The organism is Devosia litorisediminis (genome assembly GCF_018334155.1).
In the GTDB taxonomy this organism is placed as follows: Bacteria; Pseudomonadota; Alphaproteobacteria; order Rhizobiales; family Devosiaceae; genus Devosia; species Devosia litorisediminis.
In genome coordinates this window covers 2,144,465-2,165,806 of the sequence record NZ_JAGXTP010000001.1, presented here as the reverse complement: position 1 = coordinate 2,165,806, position 21,342 = coordinate 2,144,465, and the positions used below count along the sequence as shown (strand labels likewise).

Here is a 21,342-nt window from a genome sequence, read left to right as displayed (position 1 = left end):
AAGCGCTCAAAAGATTGGGTAGACCTGCAATGAAATCGATTGCATAGGGGCTTCCAACCGCCCATTGCACCCAGAACCAAGCAGTGAGGGTGGGCCAGGCGGCCCCCCGGAGGAGCCTTTCATGTCCATTCCCGCCACCTATTCGGCTCTCGATCTGGCCGGCAGCTTCGCGCTGACATCGCCGACCAGCGATATCGCCGTGCCGTTGACCCTGCCCGGGGATGTGCATGCCGCGCTGCTCGCCGCCGACAAGATTCCCGACCCCTATTATGGCGAAAACGAAAAGCAGGTGATGTGGGTCAACGAGACCGCCTGGTCCGTTGAGCGCAGCTTTTCCGCCAGCGCCGCCGATATTGACGGCTATCTGACCCTGACCCTGGCCGAGGTCGATTGCATCGCTACCATTTCGCTCAATGGTGAAGTGGTCGCCGAGACGCAGAACAGCTTCCTGCGCAACGATATCGACGTGACCGGCAAGGTGCGGGCAGGGGACAATACCCTGCGCATCGATTTCGCCATCGCGCCCGACGTTGCAAAGGCACGTGCCGATGCCCATCCGTTCCCGATCCCCTTCACCAAGAACTACCAGACCAATGGTCTCAAGGGCATCCACATGAACTTCATCCGCAAGGCCGCGTGCCATGCGGGATGGGACTGGGGCATCTGCATCATGCCCATCGGCGTCTATGGCACCATGAGCCTGCGCAAGTCGCGCCTGGCGCGTCAGGAGAGCGTCCAGGTCGATCAGGCCCATGGCAGCAATTCGGTCGAACTGTCTATCAAGACTCGGCTTTTTGCCTTTGCCCATGGTGAAGTAGAGCTTGAACACACCATTGACGGTCAGACCATCACCGACAAGGTCGTGGTCAATAAGGGCGAGAACGTCGTCACCCATAACCTCACCATCAAGAACCCCAAACTGTGGTGGCCAGCCGGGCAGGGCGAGCAGCCGCTCTACGAACTGGTGACCAATCTGGAAGGGGAGAAGACCACCCGCCAGATCGGCCTGCGCAAGCTGGAATGGATCGTCGAGCCCGACGAAATCGACCACACCTTCAAGTGCCGCATCAATGGCCGCGACATCTCCATGCTGGGTGCCAACTGGATCCCGGCCGATGCCATTCCCAGCCGCATCACCCCCGATGTCATTCGCGACCTGCTTGGCAGTGCCAAGGCCGCCAATATGAACATGCTGCGCATCTGGGGCGGTGGTCAGTACGAGCCGGACTATTTCTACGAGATGTGCGACGAACTGGGCATTCTGCTCTGGCACGACTTCATGTTCGCCTGCATGAGCTATCCCTCCGACCGCCCATTCCTGGACAATGTGCGCGCCGAGATCACCCAGCAGGTCCGTCGCCTCAGCCACCACGCGTCCATCGCTCTGTGGTGCGGCGACAATGAAGTGATCGGCTCGCTCTCCTGGTATCCCGAAACCAAGGCCGCGCCCGAGCGCTACGTCGCCAATTACGACCGCCTCAACTCCATGCTCGGCAATATCGTCGAGGATGAGGATCCCGCGCGCCGCTTTTGGCCGTCCTCGCCCTCCATGGGTTATCTCGACTTCTCCGATGGCTGGCACGCCGATACCCGCGGCGACACCCATTATTGGGACGTCTGGCACTCAGCCAAGAGCTTTGAGGCCTACCGCACGGTCAATCCGCGCTTTGCCTCTGAATTCGGCTTCCAGTCTTTCACCTCGATGAACATCATCGAGACCTTTGCCGAGCCCAAGGATCGCAATCCGTCCTCGCCGGTGATGGAAAACCATCAGCGCAATGATGGCGGCAATGCCCGCATTCTTGAAACCATGACGCGCTATTTCCGCTTCCCGCGCGATTTCGACCAGATGGTCTTCCTCTCCCAGATCCAGCAGGGCCTGGCCATCAAGACCGCCATTGAATACTGGCGCTCGACCAAACCGCGTTGCATGGGCACGCTGTTCTGGCAGATCAACGACATCTGGCCCGTCGCGTCATGGTCCAGCCTGGACTACGGCGGGCAGTGGAAACTGCTGCAATATATGGCCAAGCGCTTCTTCCTCCCGGTCAATGTTGTCGCCGTGCCGGTCCATGACGATGTGCAGACCAATTCACGCGGCACGCCCGTCGAAGGCGCTGAACCCACATCCATCGTGCTGCGCGCCATCAACGATACGGGCGCTCCGACCAGCATCGCGCTCGACGTCCGCGCCGTCAAAATCGGCGGTGGTGACCGCGTCGTCTTCTCGGGCAATTGCGCCGTCGGTCCCGACGCTGCCATCGAGGTGTCCAAACTCGCCGCTGCCGATCTGGCCGCCGACGAGTTCCTGTTCTTCTCCTGGCGCGATGCCAAGGGCAATCTGCTGGGCGAAAACGACTATTTCCCCAAGCCCTACAAGGCCTACGAACTGGTCAGCCCGACCATCACCAGCGCCTGGTCCGACCGCGATGGTCAGCCGGTGCTGACCCTGTCATCGGACAAGCCCGCCCTGTTTGTCACCGCCACGGTCGATCTGCCCGGCTACTTCTCGGACAACGCCATCACGCTCCTGCCGGGCCGGACCACCGAACTGGTCTTCACCCCGCGCCACGGCGCTACGGTCTCGTCGACCGATCTGGCCAAGAGCTTGAAGGTGCGCAATCTGGCTGAGACGTTCTAGGAACTCCAGCCACACCTCTCGTCCTCCCCTTGATGGGGGAGGCCGGGAGGGAGTGACGCGCCGGCCAACAGAACCCGTCGATCCCATCACAATCATCTACCATACAAGATTTTGCTGCCCGTGACATTGACACCCATGGCATGATCTTTATGCCTGTATCCAAGGCCGCGCCTCCTCGCGGCACTCGGATCAGCCATGTCTACAGCTTTTGCACCGCCCCCTGAGCGCCGTCTGTTCGGCATCGGGCTCGCTCTCGTCGCCTACTTCATGTTCACCGGCATCGACAGCTCGGCCAAATGGCTGGGACAGCTGGGCTTCCCGCTGATGCAGATCGTGTTCCTGCGCTATGTCGTCCATCTGGCGCTGGTATCGGCCATCAACCTGCCGCAACAGGGCCTGAACCTGGTGCGCACCGGCAATCTGCGGCTGCAGATCCTGCGCGCAGTGGCCATGCTGGGCATGTCGGTTGGCAATTTCCTCGCCGTGCAATACCTGCCCCTCACCGTTACCGGTGCCATCGGCTTCACCATGCCGCTGATCCTGTGTGCCCTCTCGGTGCCCATGCTGGGTGAAACCGTGGGCTGGCGCCGCTGGGCTGCCATCGGTGTCGGCTTCATCGGCGTTCTGGTGATCGTGCGCCCCGGTTCCGACGCCTTTCATCCCGCCTCGCTGCTGGCCCTGGCAGGCACGGCCAGCTCGGCCTTCTATTTCATTTTCACCCGGCGTCTGGCCGGCGTCGACAGCCCGGCCACCAGCCAGTTCTATGTCGGCATTTTCTCCACGCTCGTGCTGGCGCCCTTTGCGCTTGCCAATTGGGTCTGGCCGGATTCGATCGACGGCTGGATCGCCTTTTTTGCCATCGGCATGTTCGGCTTTGTCGGTCACCAGTTGATCACCGTCGCCTATGGTTTCGCCCCGGCCGCAGTGATTGCTCCTTTTTCCTATCTGCAGATCATCTTCATGGCGCTGGCCGGCTGGATGGTGTTCAACCAATTGCCCGATATCTGGCTTTATGTTGGCGCGCCAATCGTCATCGGCAGCGGCCTCTATATCTGGCTGCGTGAGCGTCAGCTGGCCAAGCCGGTGGTGACACCCATCGCCGAGGTTCGCTGATGGCGCGCCCGGTGGCCGGCCTGGAAGAAAACGCCAGCAAGGGCATTCTGCTCTTGCTGGTTGCGCAGTCCATTCTGGTGTTTCTCGACATCTCGGCCAAATGGCTTTCGGGCACGGGCATGCCAACCTCCGAGATCATCTTTGTGCGCTATGGCGTACATGTGGCGCTGCTGCTGGCGATCTTTGTGCCCCTGCGCGGGCGCGATATGTTCGTCACCCGAAACTGGAAGCTTGAGGTCGCGCGCGGGCTCTGCCTGCTGGGCACTACCGGCGGCAATTTCCTCGCCATGCGCTACCTGCCGCTGACGGTCACCGGCGCGCTGATCTTTTCGTCGCCTCTGATGGTCTGCGCGCTGTCGGGTCCCATGCTGGGCGAAAAGGTGGGCTGGCGCCGCTGGATGGCCATTGGCGCTGGCTTCATTGGCATTCTGATCATCGTGCGCCCCGGTACCGAGGCGTTCCACCCCGCTGCGCTGTTGGGTATCGGCGCAGCATTTTTTATCGCGCTGTTCTCTATCCTGACCCGCAAGCTTGCAGGGGTGGACACAGCGGTCACCCAGCAGGTCTATGCTGGTGGCACCGCGCTGCTACTGGTTACGCCCATTGCCTTCACCGATTGGGTCTGGCCAACCCAGACTGCTTCATGGCTGGCCTTTTTTGCCGCAGGCACCGCCGGCATGATTGGGCACATGCTGATATCGGTCGCACACCGTTACGCCGCGCCGTCGACGCTGGCCCCGTTCAACTATCTGCAACTGCTCTATCTGGCTCTGGCCAGCTGGGTGCTGTTCAGCCAGCCGCCCGATAATGGCTTTTATCTTGGCGCCAGCATCATCGTGGCCAGCGGGCTCTATATCTGGCTGCGCGAGCGAAAGCTGCGCCGGCCATCCACCTCGGTGGACGAGGTGCTTGAGGCCTGAAGTTCAGAGCATGCCTTGCTCAATCGCCCTCGCTGACTTCCTTGATCGGCGCAGGGCCATTGGCGTCGCCCTGGGTAATCAGCCGGGCACGGCGCTGGCCGCTGAGATAGATCCACAGCCAGCTCAGCGTCACGAAGATGCGGTTCTTGAGGTCCACGAGAAAGTAGATGTGGGCAAAGCCCCACACCCACCAGGCCATCCAGCCGGTCAGCTTGATCCAGCCGAAATCGATCACCGCCGCCTGCTTGCCGATCGTCGCCAGATCGCCGGCATGGCGATAGCGAAAGGGCAGGGGCTCGGTCTTGCCTGCCAGCCGTTGATTGATTACCCGCGCGGCGTGCCTGCCGCCTTGCTTGGCCGCATCGCCCACGCCTGGCACTGGCTTGCCGTCATCCATGCTGATGCTGGCCGTGTCGCCCACCACAAAGATTTCGGGATGCCCCGGCACCGATAGATCTGGTGCCACCCGCACTCGACCGGCCCGGTCAGGCTCGACCCCCAGCCATCTGGCGGCTGGCGATGCGGCAACCCCTGCCGCCCAGACCACCGTATGGGTCGCTAGGCGCTTGTCGCCATAGGTCACGCCCTCGCCGTCAATGGCACTGACCATCTGCCCCAGTTCAACCTCGACCCCCAACTGCCGCAGCGCCTTGAGCGTATAGGCCGATAGGGATTGATCGAAATTGAGCAGCACGCGGTCGCCGCCCTCGATCAGCACCACCCGCGCCTCATTGGGCTGGATGGTCTTGAACTCGCCCTGCAGGCTTGATCGCGCCAGCTCGATCATTGCCCCGGCCATCTCCACGCCGGTCGGGCCCGCACCGATAATGGCAAAGGTCAGCAGCGCGCGCCGTTTGTCGGGGTCGCTTTCGCGTTCCGCCGCCTCAAATGCCAGCAGCAGCTTGCGGCGGATGGTAGTGGCATCTTCAAGGGTCTTCAGACCCGGAGCGAACTGCTCCCAGTCGTCATGGCCGAAATAGGCGTGTCGTGCCCCGGTGGCCAGGATCAGGCTGTCATAGCCGACCGCACTGCCATCATCGAGCAGCACTTGCTGCGCAGCCGTATCGACCCCGGTCACATTGGCCAGCAGCGTCGTGACATTGTCGCGCTTGCGCAGGATGTGTCGGATTGGCCAGGCAATTTCAGCGGTGCTCAGCGAGGCCGTCGCCACTTGATACAGCAGCGGCTGAAACAGGTGATGGTTGCGCCGGTCGATCAGCGTCACCTCAACATCCGCCTTGGCCAGCGCCTGCGCAGCCGACAGACCGCCAAAGCCGCCGCCGACAATCACCACACGATGCTTTGCACTGCTCATCACAACCCTCCGCTCTTACCAGAGATAGGGAAGCGGGCCAGAGCCTTCAATCAGCCCGGGCGCATGGCTCCCTTGTCAGGCCAGCCGCTGCCGCCAGCGTTCGGCATAGCCGTCAAAGCCCACATGCTGCAGCGGTGCCACGGGCGTGCCTGAAGCCACTCCTGCCGCCCCGCCAAACAGCATGCTGGCACCCAGGCTGGTGCCCGTCGCATCGCCCGATGCCACCACCGGCATACCGGTTAGCCGCGCCAGCGCCGCTGCATAGAGCTGGTTCCGCGCCAGTGGCCCCTCGATGATGATCTGCTTGCCCAACCCGCACAGCTCAAGACAGGTCTGGGTCACCAGCGCCAGATAAAGCGAGACCGCAGCCGTGCGCTCGCCTGGGCTGAGTATATCGGGGTCACTTGTCCAGCAGCCGACATGGCCGGGGAAGGGCCCCACGCCCGCCATGAAGCTGGGCAGCGCCTGAACGTCCCCTTTGATCACCGCATCGGCATCTTCGCTCGTCGGTGTCACTGCGCCGGGCGCCAGCATGTCGAATTCGCGCCCGCCCATGAAGCGCGCAGTCGGCACCGGTCGGCCATAGGCATCGACATTGGCCAGGCTGTCGCGTGCCGGATCAAGATGGGTGGTGTCGCCGCCAACGGTCATGGCGATGGCCCAGGTGCCCGTCGACAGGATCGTGAATGGCTCCTCATGCGCCCCCAGATGCGGCAGCAAGGACGCGTTGGAATCGTGAATGCCGCAGGTGACCGGCGTCTCGGCCCGCAAGCCGGTGGCTTCGGCAATATCTGCGCGCAGCGTTCCCAGCACGGATGCCGCAGGCCGCACCTCGGGGAACAGGTCGTGCCAGCCTTGCCCGGTCACCAGCGACGAGAAATCGGCTTTGCCGGGCGCCCACAGATCGCTATGGCAGCCCAGCGACGTCACTTCGCTTGCCATGATGCCGGTCAGTCGCCAGGCCCAGTATTGCGGATAGGTCAGGATCTGCGTGACCGTGGCGAACGCCTCGGGGAATTTCTGGCTCTGCCAGAACAATTGCGCACCGATATTGAGCCCGTTGGGCAGGCGCGGCGACAGCGTCTCGGCAAAGTCGGGTCGCACCGCGCTATAGGGGGCGCCGGTCTCGTCGGGCCCAGCATATTCATAATCGAGTACCGGCAGCGCCAGCGCAAAGCCCGCCAGCAGCGCCACCGTCGCGCCATGGGTGGTGATCGAAATCCCGTCCACCCCGTGCTCGGTCTGAAGTGCCCCCAGGCTCTCCAGCATGAAACTCCACAACCGCTCCACATCAGCATGCGGATAGGGCCCGTCCTGTCGCACCGTGTTGGGGGTGCTGCGCGCCGCCAGTTGCTGCTTGGTATGGGCATCAATCAGCACAACCTTGGCATTGGTCTTGCCAATATCGATGACGGCGATGAAACGGGGCAGGGGCATATCAGGGGCACTCGCTGAACGTCGTGCAGCCGCAATACTGGAATTTGGCGCCAATGACCATAACTGACATGTTAGCCCTTGGTGCAATGCACCTCTGTCCTCAACCACTGGCCAATCTGCACGATCTGCGCTATTTGCCCGCCCCATGACCGCACTTGCCCGCGCCCGACGCTTTAGCGTCGCCCCGATGATGGACTGGACGGACCGCCATTGCCGGTACCTCCATCGCCTGTTGACGCGCCAAGGCCTGCTGTTCACCGAGATGGTCACCAGCGCCGCCATCATGCACGGCGATGTCGACCGCCATCTGCGCTTTGACTCGTTCGAGCAGCCGGTTGCCCTGCAACTGGGCGGCTCCGATCCCGCTGAGCTCGCCGCCGCCACCCGCCTTGCCGATAATTACGGCTATGCCGAAATCAATCTCAATGTCGGCTGCCCGTCCGATCGCGTGCAGTCGGGCCGTTTTGGCGCCTGCCTGATGGCCGAGCCTGAACTGGTCGCCCAATGCGTCCGCGCCATGCGCGATGCCACCGACCGCCCGGTGACGGTGAAGTGCCGCATCGGCATTGACGATCAGGATGTCGAAACCGGTCTCGACCGCTTCGCCGACGCCATGGTCGATGCGGGCGTCGACGCGCTCTATGTCCACGCCCGCAAGGCCTGGCTCCAGGGTCTCTCGCCCAAGGAAAACCGCACCATTCCGCCGCTCGACTATGACCGGGTCTATCGCCTGCGCGCCCGTCTGGCGCCGCTGCCGGTCTTTATCAATGGCGGCATCGACACGCTGGAACTGGCGCAAGCCCAGTTTGAGCACACCGATGGCGTCATGATGGGCCGCGCCGCCTATCACAATCCCATGCTGCTGGCCGAGGTCGATCAACGCTTCTTTGGCGCCACCACCGAGCCGGTGACCCTGGCGGCCGTCATGCACGCCATGGCCGATTATGCCGATCGCGAACTCGCCGCCGGTGCCCGCATCAACAACATCACCCGCCATATGCTGGGTCTGGCGGCCGGACTGCCCGGCGCCCGCCAGTTCCGCCAGATCATGAGCGTGGATGCCTGCAAGCCCGGCGCCGATTCAGCGGTCATGCTGCGCGCCCTCGATGCGGTAAACCGCCATCGTCTCGAACAGGCGAACTAGCCACGGCTGCCCCAGTAATCGGCCTGCAGCGCGCTGGCTTCATCCTCCAGCAGCGGGCCGACTACCTCGGTTGGCCGCTGCCCGGCCTCAAATACCACCACGCAGGGCAGGTCCAGCGTCGGGTTTTCCGGGTTGTCGCCGGTGATCGCCTTGAGCGCCACCTCGGTCTGGCCGAACACCACCCGGCCAATACCCGCCCAATAGATCGCGCCCGCGCACATCGCACAGGGTTCTGCCGAACTGTACAGCGTCGCCCCGGCCAATACCGTCAGGCTGTAAGTCTTGCCCGCCCGTGTCGCCAGCAGCTTTTCCGCATGCGCCGTGCGGTCGCGTCCCTCAGCGGTAAAGCCATTGCCCTGTTCCATCAGGATCACGCCCTTGCTGTCGGCCAGCACCGCGCCAAAGGGGTGGTCGCCGCCCGCGCGCGACTGACTGGCCACGGCGAAGGCGCGGCGCAGATTGGCTTCGTCATAGGGGCGCTGGCTCATGGCAATTCCACTCTTGGGTTTGGGGCATCAGATTAGCCCGCGCGCTGCGCCAACGGAAGTCATCAACGGCTTTCGTTAATGCGCGCAAATATTTCGTTTGTGGCGCGTTCGGTTTCGTATTAGGGGCTAGGTAACATGTCAGTGACGGGTAATGGCCCGCACTACAGCAAGGGGAGCCTCTACATGTTACGCAAATTCCGCCTGTTCCATATTGGATGGGTCATCATTCTTCTGGGCGCATTGCTCGCTCATTTCATTCAGACCTCCGGCGACGTGACCATCAAGGATCTGCGTTTTACCGGCAATAACGGCCAGACCCTGAGCGGTCTGCTTTATGTGCCACCCGGCGTCAGTGCCGAAAACAAGGCCCCCGCCATTCTCGCGGTTCATGGCTATATCAACAGCCGCGAAACCCAGTCCGGCTTTGCCATCGAATATGCCCGTCGCGGCTATATCGTGCTGGCGCTCGATCAGTCCGGTCATGGCTATTCCGACGCGCCCGCCTTTGCCAACGGCTTTGGTGGACCCGGCGCGCTGGCCTATCTGCGCAATCTCGATATCGTCGATGTCGACAATATCGGTCTTGAAGGCCACTCCATGGGCGGATGGACCATTCTGGCTGCCGCTGGCGCGCTGCCCGATGGCTACAAGTCCATGGTGCTTGAAGGCTCCAGCACCGGTGCGCCGTTCGCTGCCGATGGCACCACTGAATGGCCACGCAATCTGTCAGTCGTGTTCTCGAAATATGACGAGTTCAGCCAGCTGATGTGGGGCGTTGATCGTGCCCAGGATGCGCCGACCAGCCCCAAGCTGCAGGCCGTGTTTGGCACCACCGAAACCGTTGTGCCCGGCCAGATCTATGGCGACATCGCCGCTGGCACAGCCCGCGTTCTCGAAATGCCCAACACCACCCATCCCGGCGATCATCTTTCGCCAGAAGCCATCGGCTATTCCATCGACTGGTTCGCCCAGACGCTCGATGGCGCTGACCCAATCCCCTCCGGCGACCAGATCTGGCTCTGGAAGGAAATTGGCACGCTGATCGCTCTGATTGGCTTCGTCGTCCTGCTCGCCGGGACATTCGACATGCTGCTGGCCGCACCCGCTTTTGCTGCCATGCGTTCCACTGCCGTGCCAGCTGCGCACACCAGCCGTGGGGCCAAGTGGTGGATTGCTTTCGCGCTGAGCGCCTTTGTGCCTGTGCTGACCTACTACCAGTTCTTCGCCTGGGGTGGTCAGCTGTTCCCGGCCTCGGCATTGCTGCCACAGACTATTACCAGCCAGATCGCCTTCTGGGCGGTTCTGAACGGCCTGATCGTCTTCCTGGTCGGCTTCGTGCTCAAGGGCGACAAGGTCGAAGGCCGTGGCCCCATCTGGGGTGCCGTGCTGATCGCGCTGTCCACCGTGGGTATTGGCTATCTGTTCGTGCTGGCCGCCGACTTCCTGTTCAAGATCGACTTCCGCTTCTGGGTTGTTGCCCTGAAGCCGATGAGCCTTGTCCATTTCAAGATCGCTCTGGTCTATCTGGTGCCGTTCACTGCATTCTTCGTGTTCGCCCTACGTGGCCTGCACACTGGTCTGTCGGTGGCTGGCGATAGCCGTCTGGTCCAGTACTTCAGCAATGTCGGCGCGCTGGCGCTCGGCTTCCTGGTTTTCCTGGCCTTCCAGTACGGCACGCTGCTGTTCAGTGGTCATCTGTTCTCGATGAACGAGCCGCTCAACACCGTGATTGCCATGCAGTTCCTGCCACTGCTCTCGATCGTGGCGTTCCTGTCCACCTTCGCCTGGCGCCGCACCGGCAGCTATCTGCCTGGCGCCTTCATCAACGCCCTGTTTGTCACCTGGTACATTGTGGCCGGGCAGGCGACCCAGTTCCCCGTCAGCTAACGACGCGGACCTGCGAAAACGAGACGGCCGGTGTGCGCACCGGCCGTTTTTTTGCTCTAGTCCAGCAGCTCCAGCGAATTCTGCGTCACGCTGTACCGGCTCAGTGTCTCAAGGAACGTCATCCCCAGCAGGCTGGTTTCAAGCGCATCGGCCTCGGCGACAAACGCCACAATGCCCTGCCGGGTAATACCGCCCACCACCAGATTGTCCAGCTTCACCCGGGCCGCGCGCCCGGTGCCATTGGCGGTCGAGACCGGAACGGAAAACCGCAGTTTCTTGGTGGTGATCCCCGCCGCTTCCGCATCGGCAATGGTCAACACTACAGCGCTGGCGCCGGTATCGAAGATCATCGGCGTGGTATGGCCGTTCACTGTCGCATTGATTTCAAAATGCCCGCCAATGCCGCGCCGGAATGTCGCCGTGCCCTGTTCCACATTGACCATGGCAACGCCGGGCTGCAGTTCGCCAGCCACCCGACCCCAAACGCCTAGGATTTCATCGCGATAGGCGTAGCTCAGGCTCGCCACGCCGAAAATGCCGACCCACAGCACCAGGCTCGTCAGCAGTTCCTTGGCCTTGCGCCGCCTTGTGAACAGCCCGCCGGCGAACACGATGAGCAGCACCAGGAGCGGGATCAACTGCGCCGTCTGCATCTGGTTCAGCCCCACCAGCGTACCGGCATCGGCGCTGATCAGCAGGGCCAGCCCGACGGCGACGAGCAACGCAATCCCAATGAAAATCATACTGTTGCGCTTTCGTGTCGTGACAGGGCTCTGGTTTGATAAAGGCATTGCAGGTGGCCAATTCAAGGCCGCCTGGCTCAGGCAAATGGCAGCAGCGCACACAATACGGCGATTTCAACCAGGGCTCCAAGCGCGCCGATCAGATCGCCAGTCTGTCCCCCAACCAGTCGCCTGCACAACGCGCTCCAGCCTGCGATCACCACCAGCGCGGCCACCAGGGCAAACCCCAGTGCCACCAGATTGGTTGCCGGCGCGGCCAGCACAAACAGCAGCACCACGGCAAACACCGCCCCGACGCCAAAGCTGCGGCCACGGACGGTGCCCGCCGTTGCCGAGACCCCGTCGCTACGGGCAGCAGGCAGTGCCACGGCCAGCCAGAGCGCGCCCGATCGTCCCACAATTCCTGCGGCCAGCCAGATGGCGCCGGCGGCGAGGGGGTTGAACGCAGCGATCGCGCCCAGCCCGCTTACCCGCAACATCAGGAACAGGCACAGCGCCGCCACTCCATAGGTGCCATGGCGGCTGTCTTTCATGATCTCGAGGCGCCGAGCCACGCTGTGCCCGCCAAACAACCCATCCGCCGCATCAGCCAATGCATCTTCGGCCATCGCGCCGCTGACCATCACCATGGCGGCCACTGCCAGTGCCGCAGCAAAATAGGCCGGCAGGCCGATCAAACCCCCGCCGATCAACAGCAGGGCCGGGCCAATGCCAATCACGACGCTGGCCAGCGGCAGTGCCATGGCAATCCGGTTCAGCTCCGGCTTCTGATGCGGCGAATTGCCAGTGGGCAGACGCGAGAAAAAGCGCAGCGCCATCACCAGATCATCGGCCAGCCCCAAGCCGCCCGGGCGTGTCTCGGGGCGGCTCGGCTCCATTGCCTCAGGCGCAATGGCGTCCTCGGGTCGCTGCTCGGTCAATTGCTTTTGGCCTCGTTCTACGCAACAAGATGGCCTCCTTCCTACCACAGCATTTCGGACACGCCATGCCTTCGCTGAATCCCGCCTACGCCGACGTTCTGGAGCTTCTGACCATCGCGCCCGAGGGCGATGAAGCAGCCGTCGCCGAGGTCCGCGCGCGCGATTCGCAGCTGACCAAGCCACCCGGCTCGCTTGGCGCCCTTGAAGGCCTGGTCGAATTTCTGGCCCGTTGGCAGGGACGCGCCCAGCCGCGGCTGGACAATCCCATGGTCACCATTTTTGCCGGCAATCATGGCGTTACCGATCAGGGCGTCTCGGCCTTTCCACGCGAAGTTACGGCTCAGATGGTCGCCAATTTCACCAATGGCGGTGCCGCCATCTCCCAGATCTGCGCACTGCATGAAATCAATCTGCGGGTGTTTGAACTGGCGCTTGAACTGCCCACGGGCGACATCACGCGCGAAGCCGCCCTCGACGACAAGATGTGCGCCGCCACCATCGCCTACGGTATGGAAGCCATTGCCGGAAAGCCCGACCTGATCTGCATTGGCGAAATGGGGATCGGCAACACCACTGTCGCTGCCGCCATCTATGCGGCGCTCTATGGAGGCACGGGTGCCGACTGGGTTGGCCGTGGCACCGGCGTCGATGAAGCCGGCCTCAAGCGCAAGGCGGATGCCGTCGATCAGGCTCTGGCGCACCATGCCGGCGAACTCGATCATCCGCTGGCCATTCTGGCCCGCGTCGGCGGCCGTGAAATCGCCGCCATGCTTGGGGCACTATTGGCAGCACGACATCAGAAGGTGCCGGTAATTGTCGATGGGTTTGTCGCCACCTCGGCTGCTGCCATTGCACATGCCGTCAATCCGGCTGCGATCGATCACTGCATCTTCGCCCATGTCTCGGCAGAATCGGGCCACGCGCGCGCACTGGAGGCGATGGGCCAGAAGGGACTGCTCGATCTGGGCATGCGCCTGGGCGAGGGGAGTGGCGCGGCGCTTGCAGCAGTGCTGGCCAAGACCGCACTGCACCTGCACAACAATATGGCCACCTTTGAAAGCGCAGCGGTCAGCGGCAAGGACGCTTAGTCCTCGCCAGGCGCCATGATCCAGTCGAGCTCGCGCACCAGGCGCGCCTCGACTTTGCCCGCTGCCGCCATCGAGTGCAGTATCGCCACGGCCTCGGCATGCGTCTTGGGCTCTTTATAGCTGCGCCGTTCGATCAGCGCCGCATAGACATCGCACACCGTGATGATGCGGGTCATCTCATTGATGTCGCTGGCTGTCAGATTGTCGGGATAGCCGGTTCCATCGAGATATTCGTGATGGCCGCGCACGCTGCTCAGGATTTCGGCATCCATGGTGCTGTTGTCGACCAGGTAGTTATAGCCAGCCACCGGATGCACGCGAATAGCATCCATCTCGCGCAGGGTCAGCGCGCCGGGCTTGTCCAGAATGGACACTGGCACATTGGACTTGCCGATGTCGTGCAGCAGGCCCGCCACAGTCATGCGGACGACTTCTTCGCGCGGCATATTCGTTTTTGTGGCGAAGGCCGCCACTACCCCGGTCACCAGCATGCAATGCTGAAAGGTACCGACGTGGTGGCTGCGTACAGCCGAGAGCCAGTCGCATACCCCATCGACGCAAACGGCGTCGGCAATCTTCTCGCAGGCCGCAATGACACCTGCATTGTCCAGCTCGATCTTGTTGGCCATCGCCTGAAAGCTGTTGTCCAGTGCCTGCACGCCGCTGCAGATCGATGCCAGCACGGCCTCGTCCTGTGGCACATGCGCGCTGATCCCGAAATGCTTGTCCAGGGCCGCGTGCATCTGAGCCACGGTGGCCTTTTTTGATAGCAGGTGGTTGGCGCCCAGCACATTGGCATGCACCGAGGTTACCCGGTTATCGGTATCGATCAGGAAAATGCGACAGCCGGCCCCACGCGGGGGCAGGGCGGCCTTGAGCTGGCGGACAATGTCGACATCGCGCAAATCGACATCAACAATCAGGCTGGGGTCACCATCTAGTCTGCGGGCAGCAAGATCACTCAGAAAGACCGCATCGGCACCAAGTTCTTGGGCGACGCTGCTCGTCTCCGATGGGGTCGGTCGGTCAGTAACAAGTAGTACGGCGCCGCGCTCGCTTTGCTTGCGCATAAGATCCTCCAGCCTGAAGGATCAACATAACGGAAGAAGCTTCACGCCACATTAATAAAATGCCGCAGAAACATTTAAGTGGAGGTCAGCCGGCCGCGGAATAGATCTCGAGGCGGTTCTTGCGCTCTACGACTGGCGCCAGCGCATCCATGACACGGGCGCGTGGGAAGGTCGCGATCACTTCGGTGCCGAAGCGCAGCTTGCTGAACAGGTCAAAGCGGCCCTGGTGCAGCTCCATGATTTTCTGCACGATAGGCAGGCCAAGGCCTGCGCCTTGTTCAGCGGTCTTCTGCGCCAGTGAGCCCTGTCCGAACGAGGACAGCACAGTTTCGATTTCGTCCTCGGGAATGCCGGGGCCATTGTCCTTGACCGAGACCAGTTGTCCGCCGTCGCCGCTGCGGGCCACCAGCAGAATGATCTTGCCGTGTTGGGGCGTGAACTTGATGGCGTTGCTGAGCAGGTTGAGCACCACCTGACGAATGGCACGTTCATCGCCCCACAGCTTGGGCAGATTGTCGCCGACGCTGAACACCAGCTCGATGCTCTTGGACTTGGCGCGCAATTCCATCATGCGGCGGCAATCAGCGGCGATATCGACCAGCGATACCACTTCCTCATTCAGCTCATACTTGCCTGCCTCGATGCGGCTGAGGTCGAGCAGCTCGTTGATCAGATTGAGCAAATGCTGACCACTGCCATGAATGTCGCCAGCATATTCCTTGTACTGTGGCACCTGATGGGGACCCAGCAGCTCCGACTGCAGCACTTCGGAAAAGCCGATGATGGCGTTGAGCGGGGTGCGCAGTTCGTGGCTCATTGTGGCCAGAAACTGGGATTTGGCAATATTGGCCTGCTCGGCATGACGCCGCGCCTCGTCCGACATATGGCGCGCTTCTTCAAGCTCGTTGATCAGCGCATCTTTTTCGGCCTGATGGGTGATGGTGTGCAACTCGGAGGCATGCAGCTGGCGAGCCAGGTAGACAAAGAACACCTCGCCACACATGGCCACGGCGGCCAGCGTGTAATTCAGCGTGCCGCCCAGCAGGATCAGATTGGCCGACACGGTCACGGTCACCGGCAGCGTGCTCATCAGCGTGGCTGGGGGCAGGGTGCGCGTGGTGATGGCATTGGCGGCAATGGCCACCAGCACCATGGCAAACATTACCGGCGTCAGCGTGTCGGGATTGGCCACCAGGGTGAACAGCGCCAGCAATGACCAGGCAAGTCCGAGCAGGGTTTCACCCGCCACGAATGAGGTGGTCCATTCACCGGCGTTGAACTTGGTGGGCTCTGCGCGCTTGAAGCGCTGTGCCAGCACCACCACGATCAGCATGCTCAGCAGCACCAGGCCGGCCCACAGCGCAGTGAACAGCACCGGCACCCAGAAGGTCGCGACAAATGCCAGAATGCCCACCAGCGCTGCCATGGGCAACGCAGCGTTGAGCCGGGAATTGGCATATTCATGCATCAGTTCGAAGTCGAACGACGAGCGTGTGCCCGAGCTTGAGGTCAAGCGCTGACGGGCGTCCAGAACGGTACGCTGGGCCGTGCGTTTGCCTTCTCGGCCCATTTGCGAACGGACATCTTCTATGACAGCCGAAGGGGTCGTCATGGGTACTCGTTACTCGTTACTATCAATGCGCACTCAAGACGCGTGCACTACTCTTGGCGAAACACTAGCCAGCGCGTAGTTAACGGCTGGTGAAATCCAACGGCTAACGATGTCTCGTTCCACACTCTTTTCCGGCCGGCGTGGTGCTGTCCTGGCAATAATCATCCTGGCTGGCGTCGCCCTGCTGGCAAACTGGCTCGATGCGCCCCTGCCGCCGATCGCGGGAAACGCTCGCGTCAGCGATGGTGACAGCTTCCACCTGGGCGACGACCGGGTGCGCCTGCTCGGGCTGGACGCCCCCGAACTGGCGCAGGATTGTGCACGTGCTGGCGGCGGGCGGTGGCCCTGTGGACAACAGGCCCGAAACCGCATGGCCGAACTGCTCGCCAGCGGCCCGCTCGATTGTCGTCCTGAGGGACGCGATCGCTATGAGCGCCTATTGGCGCGTTGCAGTGTTGATGGCGCGGATCTCGGCGCGATCATGGTAGTCGAAGGGCTGGCCGTTTCCAGCGGCGACTATTGGCGCGAGGAATCTGCGGCCCGGTCGGCCCGGCGCGGGATCTGGGCCGGTGCCTTCGACAGACCGTCTGACTGGCGTGACGACCATGCACGTCCCAGCGGCTTGCTGGGTTGGTTCGGGCTCTAGGTTAACAAGACCTTGATCACGCTGCTCAACTTGCAGCGCGCAAGATTATTGCGAACACGGGGCGGATGTGGCACTTCTTCAGCCAAATTTGGACCAGATTTGTTCATTCTCAGAAATCAAATTCCGCAGGGGGCGTAATGGCATTGGACAAGATTGATCGAAAAATCCTGACGTTACTGCAAAAAGACGCGACGATGCCGGTGGCCGAGATCGGCCGCAAGGTCGGTCTGTCGACCACGCCGTGCTGGCGCCGTATCCAGAAAATGGAAGAAGATGGCGTCATTCAGCGCCGCGTCGCGGTGCTCGATCCGGTCAAGGTCAATGTGGGCGTGACCGTCTTCGTTTCAGTCAAGACCAATGAGCACAACGACATCTGGATGCGCAAATTTGCCGGCGTCATCGACGAGTTTCCCGAGGTCGTGGAATTCTATCGCATGAGTGGCGATATCGACTATCTGATGCGCGTCGTGGTGCCCGATATCGGCGCCTATGACTCCTTCTACAAACGCCTGATCGGCAAGATCAACCTGACCGATGTCAGTTCCGCCTTCGCCATGGGCCAGATCAAGTACACCACGGCCCTGCCGCTCGATTTCGCGCTGATTTCGGATGACGACAAATGAGCGGCCTGATCGGGTTCGAGCATGTCGGCATGACCGCCAGCAATGCCGAGCGGACCATCGCCTTCTACTGCGACCTGCTCGGCCTGCGCCTGGCCTTGCGTAAAGCCCAGCCCAATGGGGATTTGCTGTTTCTCGATGCCGGTGGCGGCATGCTTGAGATCATGGTGCCCAATATTGTCGACACGACGCGGTCGCGCGATGTGCAGCCCGGTGAGGCGGGGATGCGACACCTGACCTTTGCCTTCACCGATGTCGACGCCATGTTGGCCAGGCTCGAAGCGGCCGGCGTTGAAGTCGTCGAGCGTCCGCGCAATGCGCACAACACCGAAATGGTCAAACGCGTCGCCTTCGTGCGCGATCCGGATGGCATCATTGTCGAGCTGATCGAACGCGCCGAGAACCGCTAGGGTCTAGCCGCCTGTAACGCTCATGTGCCGCGCCACCGAAGGCGCGGTGCTGCTGCGATCCAGCACGAAATCGTGCCCCTTGGGCTTGAGCATCATGGCCTGATCAAGGGCAGCGTCGAGCGCCTCGGCGCCGCCGGTGCGCAGCGCATCGCGCAAATTGACCTGATCGTCCTGCCCCAGGCACATGAACAGCTGACCCGTTGCGGTCAGCCGCACGCGATTGCAGCTCTCGCAGAAATTGTGGCTCATCGGCGTGATGAAGCCCAGCACGCCACCGGTTTCGGCAACATGCACATAGCGCGCGGGGCCGCCGGTGCGCTTGCTCAGTTTTTCCAGCGTATAGCGTCGCGCCAACTGGTCGTGCAATTCGCGCAACGGCAGATAGCTGTCCACCCGGTCAATGCCCACTTCGCCCAGCGGCATGCCCTCGATCAGCGTCAGCCCCATCTTGCGCCCATGCGCCCAGGCCATCATTGGCTCGATCTCGTCGTCATTGACGCCGCGCATCGCCACCATGTTGATCTTGATGGCGATCCCGGCCGACTGCGCCGCTGCAATGCCATCCATCACCTCGGTCAGCCGACCGCGCCGGGTAATGGCGGCAAAGCGCGCCTCATCCAGCGTATCGAGCGACACATTGATCCGCTTGACCCCCGCCGCCGCCAGCCCGTCGGCATGCTTGGCCAGCTGGCTGCCATTGGTGGTGATGGTCAGCTCCTCCAGCCCCTGACCAATGCGCGCGCCCAGCGTGGCCACAAGCTCCATGATATCGCGCCGCACCAGCGGCTCGCCGCCGGTCAGCCGGATGCGCGTCGCACCGCGCGCAATGAAGGCACCGGCTATGGTCTCGATTTCCTCAAAGCTCAGCACGTCGCGCTTGGGCAGGAAGGTCATGTCTTCGGCCATGCAGTACACACAGCGGAAGTCGCAGCGATCGGTCACCGAAATGCGCAGATAGGAAATATGCCGCCCATAGCGGTCAACGAGCGGGCGGGCAGGGGACGCGGTGCTAATCATGGCGCAAACCTAATCCTCTGCCCGGTTTTTTCAAAGCCACCCAGCAACAAAAAAGGGCCGCCTGCTGGCGACCCTTTGACAATTTTTGGCGAGGACCGCGTCCGGATCAGTGATTGACCACGATACGGGCACCGACCTGCACGCGCTCATAAAGATCGGCAACGTCTTCATTGGTCAGGCGGATGCAGCCCGAAGAGACGGCCAGACCGATCGAGCGGGGCTCGGATGTGCCATGCACGCGATACAGGGTCGAGCCGATATACAGGGCCCGTGCGCCCAGCGGATTGTCAGGGCCACCTGGCATATAAGCTGGCAGATCAGGCACGCGCTTGCGCATCTGCGCTGGCGGCGTCCAGCCTGGCCACTCGGCCTTGCGGGTGATGCGGTGGGTACCCGACCAGGTAAAGCCGTCGCGACCAACGCCAATGCCATACTTCATGGCCTTGCCGTCTTCGAGCACCAGATAGAGACGACGCTCACCGGTTTCGACAACAATCGTGCCCGGCGCATAATTGGAGGAGTAGCTCACGATCTGCTTGCGAATGGCGCTGCCGCCGCTTTTGCGGGCCTGGAGCGTCGACGCGTCCACCCAGTTGGCGGTATCAGGATCATAGACACGCTCCGCCATGGTCGGCGCAGCACCGCCGAGCGACATTAGGAGTGCAATCGCGATAACGATCGCGGACTTGAATTTGATCATCTTGAAGACTTGGCCCCTGCAAGTAAGAACGAGCGTTCGATTCGCGCGTTAAACAACTGGCGTTGCTTACGCGTTTTGAAGAACAGCGAAAAGAGGCACAAGCCTCGATTTAGCCACACTTTAGCCAGCATGCCCAAATTGTGTTGCCAGCTGGTTACAATTTCCATTCACCAATCCGTGATTGGCCCGCCTCCTGGCCATTGACACAGCCATGTCGCCCTGCGATGCCAATTTTACCGGGTAGCGAGGGCACTATGAGCGAAGAACTGAAGCGGCAGGCGGCCGCAATGGCGCTAACGCAGGTTCAGTCGGGCATGCAGCTCGGGCTGGGGACCGGCTCCACAGCCCGCCATTTCGTCGACCTTCTCGGCGAAAAAGTCGCTGCCGGTTTCGAGTGCATTTGCGTGCCAACCTCTGAAGCCACGGCGCGCCAGGCCGAAAGCCTCAATATTCCGCTGTCCGATCTCGATACGCTCGACCGGCTCGACATCACCATTGATGGCGCCGACGAAATCGACCCGCAGCTCAATCTGATCAAGGGCGCCGGTGGCGCCTTGCTGCGCGAAAAGATCGTTGCCGCGGCCTCGGATCTGATGATCGTGATCGCCGATTCCTCCAAGCTGGTCGAAACGCTTGGCCGTTTCCCGCTGCCTATCGAGGTCAATCGCTTCGGTCTGGGCGCCACGCGCCGCACGGTTGAGGCTGTCTGCCGGGCCCATGGTTGCGCTGGCGAAGTACGCCTGCGCACCACAGCGACAGGCGAAAGCTATGTGACAGATGGGGATCACCTGATCCTCGATGCTTTTTTTGGCCGCATTTCGCAGCCAGAAGCGCTTTCAGCCGACTTGCTCGATATAGCCGGGGTGGTCCAGCACGGCCTGTTCCTCAATATGTGCAAGAAGGCTTATGTGGCCGCGCCTGATGGCGTAAGAACGCTCTCAAGCGACAATTGATTTTTTGGGTATCGACAGGATGGGTGGTTCAACAATGACCGGTGTAATGATGCGCGTCAAAGCGCTGGTGGCAGTAATGCTCAGCCTGAGCATGATGGCGATGGTTGTCCCTGCAATGGCGCAGGAAGTACCACCCGAGCAGCTGGCATTGGCCCGCAAATATATCGATCTGACTGATCGTGCGTCCATTTTCGAGATCACCATGGTCGAGATCGGCATCGGCACCATGCGCCAGATCGTCCAGCAGAACCCCGAGATCAGCGAACAGACTGACGCTGCCATTGGCAAGATCCTGGAAGAATATCGCGATCGCAAGGGCGAGCTGCTCAATCAGTTCGCGCGTGTTTATGCGGCCCGCTTCAGCATTGAAGAGCTGCAGGAAATCGTCGCCTTCTACGAAAGCGAAACCGGCCAGAAGCTGGCCAAGGCCAATACGGAGGTGAACGCTGATCTGCAGAACGTGATGCAGGTTTTCACCAACAATGTCCGTCCCGAGTTTTTTGCCAAGGTCCGCGCCGAATTGCGCGGCCAGGGTATTCAGCTCTAGTCTGAGCGGCACGCCAACAACGGACCCCGCCTTGTGCGGGGTCTTTTTTTATGCGATCCGCGGTCTATATT

General features: G+C 61.8%; 20 protein-coding genes. 11 read left to right on the top strand and 9 right to left on the bottom strand.

The genetic code is table 11. The features are described from left to right. Window positions 1-121: 121 nt before the first annotated feature. From KD146_RS10320 to KD146_RS10310, 3 genes are all read left to right on the top strand, one after another. The gene (locus tag KD146_RS10320; RefSeq protein ID WP_212658583.1) at window positions 122-2,641 is read left to right on the top strand and encodes a beta-mannosidase; all 2,520 of its coding nucleotides are present in this window, start codon (window positions 122-124) and stop codon (window positions 2,639-2,641) included. A gap of 195 nt (window positions 2,642-2,836) precedes the next feature. Further along, entirely contained in the window at window positions 2,837-3,754 is a 918-nt protein-coding gene (locus tag KD146_RS10315) for a DMT family transporter (protein WP_212658582.1), read from the top strand. Then, window positions 3,754-4,674, top strand: coding sequence for a DMT family transporter (locus KD146_RS10310; RefSeq protein WP_212658581.1), 921 nt, complete (start codon window positions 3,754-3,756; stop codon window positions 4,672-4,674). The genes KD146_RS10315 and KD146_RS10310 overlap by 1 nt, the downstream gene beginning before the upstream one ends. A 19-nt stretch (window positions 4,675-4,693) precedes the next feature. Here the strand turns inward: KD146_RS10310 and KD146_RS10305 are convergent, their stop codons facing one another. Together KD146_RS10305 and KD146_RS10300 are read right to left on the bottom strand one after the other, a co-directional pair. Continuing rightward, complete coding sequence (locus KD146_RS10305; RefSeq protein ID WP_212658580.1) at window positions 4,694-5,989, bottom strand: NAD(P)/FAD-dependent oxidoreductase; 1,296 nt, start codon at window positions 5,987-5,989, stop codon at window positions 4,694-4,696. 75 nt (window positions 5,990-6,064) lie between these two features. Continuing rightward, window positions 6,065-7,426, bottom strand: coding sequence for an FGGY-family carbohydrate kinase (locus KD146_RS10300; RefSeq protein WP_212658579.1), 1,362 nt, complete (start codon window positions 7,424-7,426; stop codon window positions 6,065-6,067). Between the two features lie 94 nt (window positions 7,427-7,520). Here KD146_RS10300 and dusA point away from each other — a divergent pair, with 94 nt between their 5' ends. Further along, window positions 7,521-8,570 (top strand): tRNA dihydrouridine(20/20a) synthase DusA, encoded by a 1,050-nt coding sequence (gene dusA / locus KD146_RS10295; RefSeq protein ID WP_427857083.1) that lies wholly within the window; start codon window positions 7,521-7,523, stop codon window positions 8,568-8,570. On the opposite strand, the gene KD146_RS10290 is transcribed toward dusA, so the two are convergent. Beyond that, window positions 8,567-9,058: a nucleoside deaminase gene (locus KD146_RS10290; RefSeq protein WP_212658577.1), complete on the bottom strand. Its 492-nt coding sequence runs from the start codon at window positions 9,056-9,058 to the stop codon at window positions 8,567-8,569. The genes dusA and KD146_RS10290 overlap by 4 nt on opposite strands. A 183-nt stretch (window positions 9,059-9,241) precedes the next feature. Between KD146_RS10290 and KD146_RS10285 the strand changes: the two genes are divergently transcribed. Further along, the gene (locus KD146_RS10285; RefSeq protein ID WP_249327638.1) at window positions 9,242-10,945 is read left to right on the top strand and encodes an alpha/beta hydrolase family protein; all 1,704 of its coding nucleotides are present in this window, start codon (window positions 9,242-9,244) and stop codon (window positions 10,943-10,945) included. Between the two features lie 56 nt (window positions 10,946-11,001). Here KD146_RS10285 and KD146_RS10280 read toward each other — a convergent pair whose 3' ends face one another. Together KD146_RS10280 and KD146_RS10275 are read right to left on the bottom strand one after the other, a co-directional pair. Next, window positions 11,002-11,688: a retropepsin-like aspartic protease family protein gene (locus KD146_RS10280; RefSeq protein ID WP_212658576.1), complete on the bottom strand. Its 687-nt coding sequence runs from the start codon at window positions 11,686-11,688 to the stop codon at window positions 11,002-11,004. Between the two features lie 77 nt (window positions 11,689-11,765). Continuing rightward, window positions 11,766-12,608 carry an adenosylcobinamide-GDP ribazoletransferase gene (locus KD146_RS10275; RefSeq protein ID WP_212658575.1) on the bottom strand — a complete coding sequence of 281 codons (843 nt, stop codon included), beginning with the start codon at window positions 12,606-12,608 and terminating at the stop codon, window positions 11,766-11,768. Between the two features lie 65 nt (window positions 12,609-12,673). Between KD146_RS10275 and cobT the strand changes: the two genes are divergently transcribed. After that, entirely contained in the window at window positions 12,674-13,696 is a 1,023-nt protein-coding gene (gene cobT / locus KD146_RS10270; RefSeq protein WP_212658574.1) for a nicotinate-nucleotide--dimethylbenzimidazole phosphoribosyltransferase, read from the top strand. Here the strand turns inward: cobT and KD146_RS10265 are convergent. Both KD146_RS10265 and KD146_RS10260 read right to left on the bottom strand, forming a co-directional pair. Then, a complete protein-coding gene (locus KD146_RS10265) occupies window positions 13,693-14,766 on the bottom strand; it encodes an HD-GYP domain-containing protein (RefSeq protein WP_212658573.1) in 1,074 nt (357 codons plus the stop codon). The two genes, cobT and KD146_RS10265, sit on opposite strands and share 4 nt — an antisense overlap. A gap of 85 nt (window positions 14,767-14,851) precedes the next feature. Next, a complete protein-coding gene (locus KD146_RS10260) occupies window positions 14,852-16,378 on the bottom strand; it encodes an MFS domain-containing histidine kinase (RefSeq protein ID WP_249327637.1) in 1,527 nt (508 codons plus the stop codon). A gap of 109 nt (window positions 16,379-16,487) precedes the next feature. Between KD146_RS10260 and KD146_RS10255 the strand changes: the two genes are divergently transcribed. From KD146_RS10255 to KD146_RS10245, 3 genes are all read left to right on the top strand, one after another. Then, window positions 16,488-17,024 (top strand): thermonuclease family protein, encoded by a 537-nt coding sequence (locus KD146_RS10255; protein WP_212658572.1) that lies wholly within the window; start codon window positions 16,488-16,490, stop codon window positions 17,022-17,024. Window positions 17,025-17,167: 143 nt separating this feature from the next. Further along, entirely contained in the window at window positions 17,168-17,647 is a 480-nt protein-coding gene (locus KD146_RS10250) for an Lrp/AsnC family transcriptional regulator (RefSeq protein ID WP_212659186.1), read from the top strand. Next, window positions 17,644-18,054 carry a VOC family protein gene (locus tag KD146_RS10245; RefSeq protein WP_212658571.1) on the top strand — a complete coding sequence of 137 codons (411 nt, stop codon included), beginning with the start codon at window positions 17,644-17,646 and terminating at the stop codon, window positions 18,052-18,054. Before KD146_RS10250 ends, KD146_RS10245 begins: the two co-directional genes overlap by 4 nt. A 3-nt stretch (window positions 18,055-18,057) precedes the next feature. Here KD146_RS10245 and moaA read toward each other — a convergent pair whose 3' ends face one another. Both moaA and KD146_RS10235 read right to left on the bottom strand, forming a co-directional pair. Next, window positions 18,058-19,071: a GTP 3',8-cyclase MoaA gene (gene moaA, locus KD146_RS10240; protein ID WP_212658570.1), complete on the bottom strand. Its 1,014-nt coding sequence runs from the start codon at window positions 19,069-19,071 to the stop codon at window positions 18,058-18,060. Between the two features lie 106 nt (window positions 19,072-19,177). Then, a complete protein-coding gene (locus KD146_RS10235; protein WP_212658569.1) occupies window positions 19,178-19,771 on the bottom strand; it encodes a L,D-transpeptidase in 594 nt (197 codons plus the stop codon). A 254-nt stretch (window positions 19,772-20,025) separates the two neighbouring features. On the opposite strand from KD146_RS10235, the gene rpiA reads away from it, so the two are divergent. Next, complete coding sequence (rpiA, locus tag KD146_RS10230; RefSeq protein ID WP_212658568.1) at window positions 20,026-20,724, top strand: ribose-5-phosphate isomerase RpiA; 699 nt, start codon at window positions 20,026-20,028, stop codon at window positions 20,722-20,724. Between the two features lie 34 nt (window positions 20,725-20,758). After that, the gene (locus KD146_RS10225) at window positions 20,759-21,271 is read left to right on the top strand and encodes a DUF2059 domain-containing protein (protein WP_212658567.1); all 513 of its coding nucleotides are present in this window, start codon (window positions 20,759-20,761) and stop codon (window positions 21,269-21,271) included. The last annotated feature ends 71 nt before the right edge of the window (window positions 21,272-21,342 follow it).

Excerpts from the sequence above, each read along its gene's own strand:
- cobT (WP_212658574.1), top strand. The coding sequence starts at position 12,674 with ATGCCTTCGCTGAATCCCGCCTACGCCGACGTTCTGGAGCTTCTGACC.
- KD146_RS10225 (WP_212658567.1), top strand. The coding sequence starts at position 20,759 with ATGACCGGTGTAATGATGCGCGTCAAAGCGCTGGTGGCAGTAATGCTC.
- KD146_RS10320 (WP_212658583.1), top strand. The coding sequence starts at position 122 with ATGTCCATTCCCGCCACCTATTCGGCTCTCGATCTGGCCGGCAGCTTC.
- KD146_RS10315 (WP_212658582.1), top strand. The coding sequence starts at position 2,837 with ATGTCTACAGCTTTTGCACCGCCCCCTGAGCGCCGTCTGTTCGGCATC.
- KD146_RS10255 (WP_212658572.1), top strand. The coding sequence starts at position 16,488 with ATGTCTCGTTCCACACTCTTTTCCGGCCGGCGTGGTGCTGTCCTGGCA.
- KD146_RS10235 (WP_212658569.1), bottom strand. The coding sequence starts at position 19,771 with ATGATCAAATTCAAGTCCGCGATCGTTATCGCGATTGCACTCCTAATG.
- KD146_RS10285 (WP_249327638.1), top strand. The coding sequence starts at position 9,242 with ATGTTACGCAAATTCCGCCTGTTCCATATTGGATGGGTCATCATTCTT.
- KD146_RS10300 (WP_212658579.1), bottom strand. The coding sequence starts at position 7,426 with ATGCCCCTGCCCCGTTTCATCGCCGTCATCGATATTGGCAAGACCAAT.
- KD146_RS10265 (WP_212658573.1), bottom strand. The coding sequence starts at position 14,766 with ATGCGCAAGCAAAGCGAGCGCGGCGCCGTACTACTTGTTACTGACCGA.
- KD146_RS10290 (WP_212658577.1), bottom strand. The coding sequence starts at position 9,058 with ATGAGCCAGCGCCCCTATGACGAAGCCAATCTGCGCCGCGCCTTCGCC.
- moaA (WP_212658570.1), bottom strand. The coding sequence starts at position 19,071 with ATGATTAGCACCGCGTCCCCTGCCCGCCCGCTCGTTGACCGCTATGGG.
- KD146_RS10310 (WP_212658581.1), top strand. The coding sequence starts at position 3,754 with ATGGCGCGCCCGGTGGCCGGCCTGGAAGAAAACGCCAGCAAGGGCATT.
- KD146_RS10245 (WP_212658571.1), top strand. The coding sequence starts at position 17,644 with ATGAGCGGCCTGATCGGGTTCGAGCATGTCGGCATGACCGCCAGCAAT.
- rpiA (WP_212658568.1), top strand. The coding sequence starts at position 20,026 with ATGAGCGAAGAACTGAAGCGGCAGGCGGCCGCAATGGCGCTAACGCAG.
- KD146_RS10280 (WP_212658576.1), bottom strand. The coding sequence starts at position 11,688 with ATGATTTTCATTGGGATTGCGTTGCTCGTCGCCGTCGGGCTGGCCCTG.
- KD146_RS10305 (WP_212658580.1), bottom strand. The coding sequence starts at position 5,989 with ATGAGCAGTGCAAAGCATCGTGTGGTGATTGTCGGCGGCGGCTTTGGC.
- KD146_RS10260 (WP_249327637.1), bottom strand. The coding sequence starts at position 16,378 with ATGACGACCCCTTCGGCTGTCATAGAAGATGTCCGTTCGCAAATGGGC.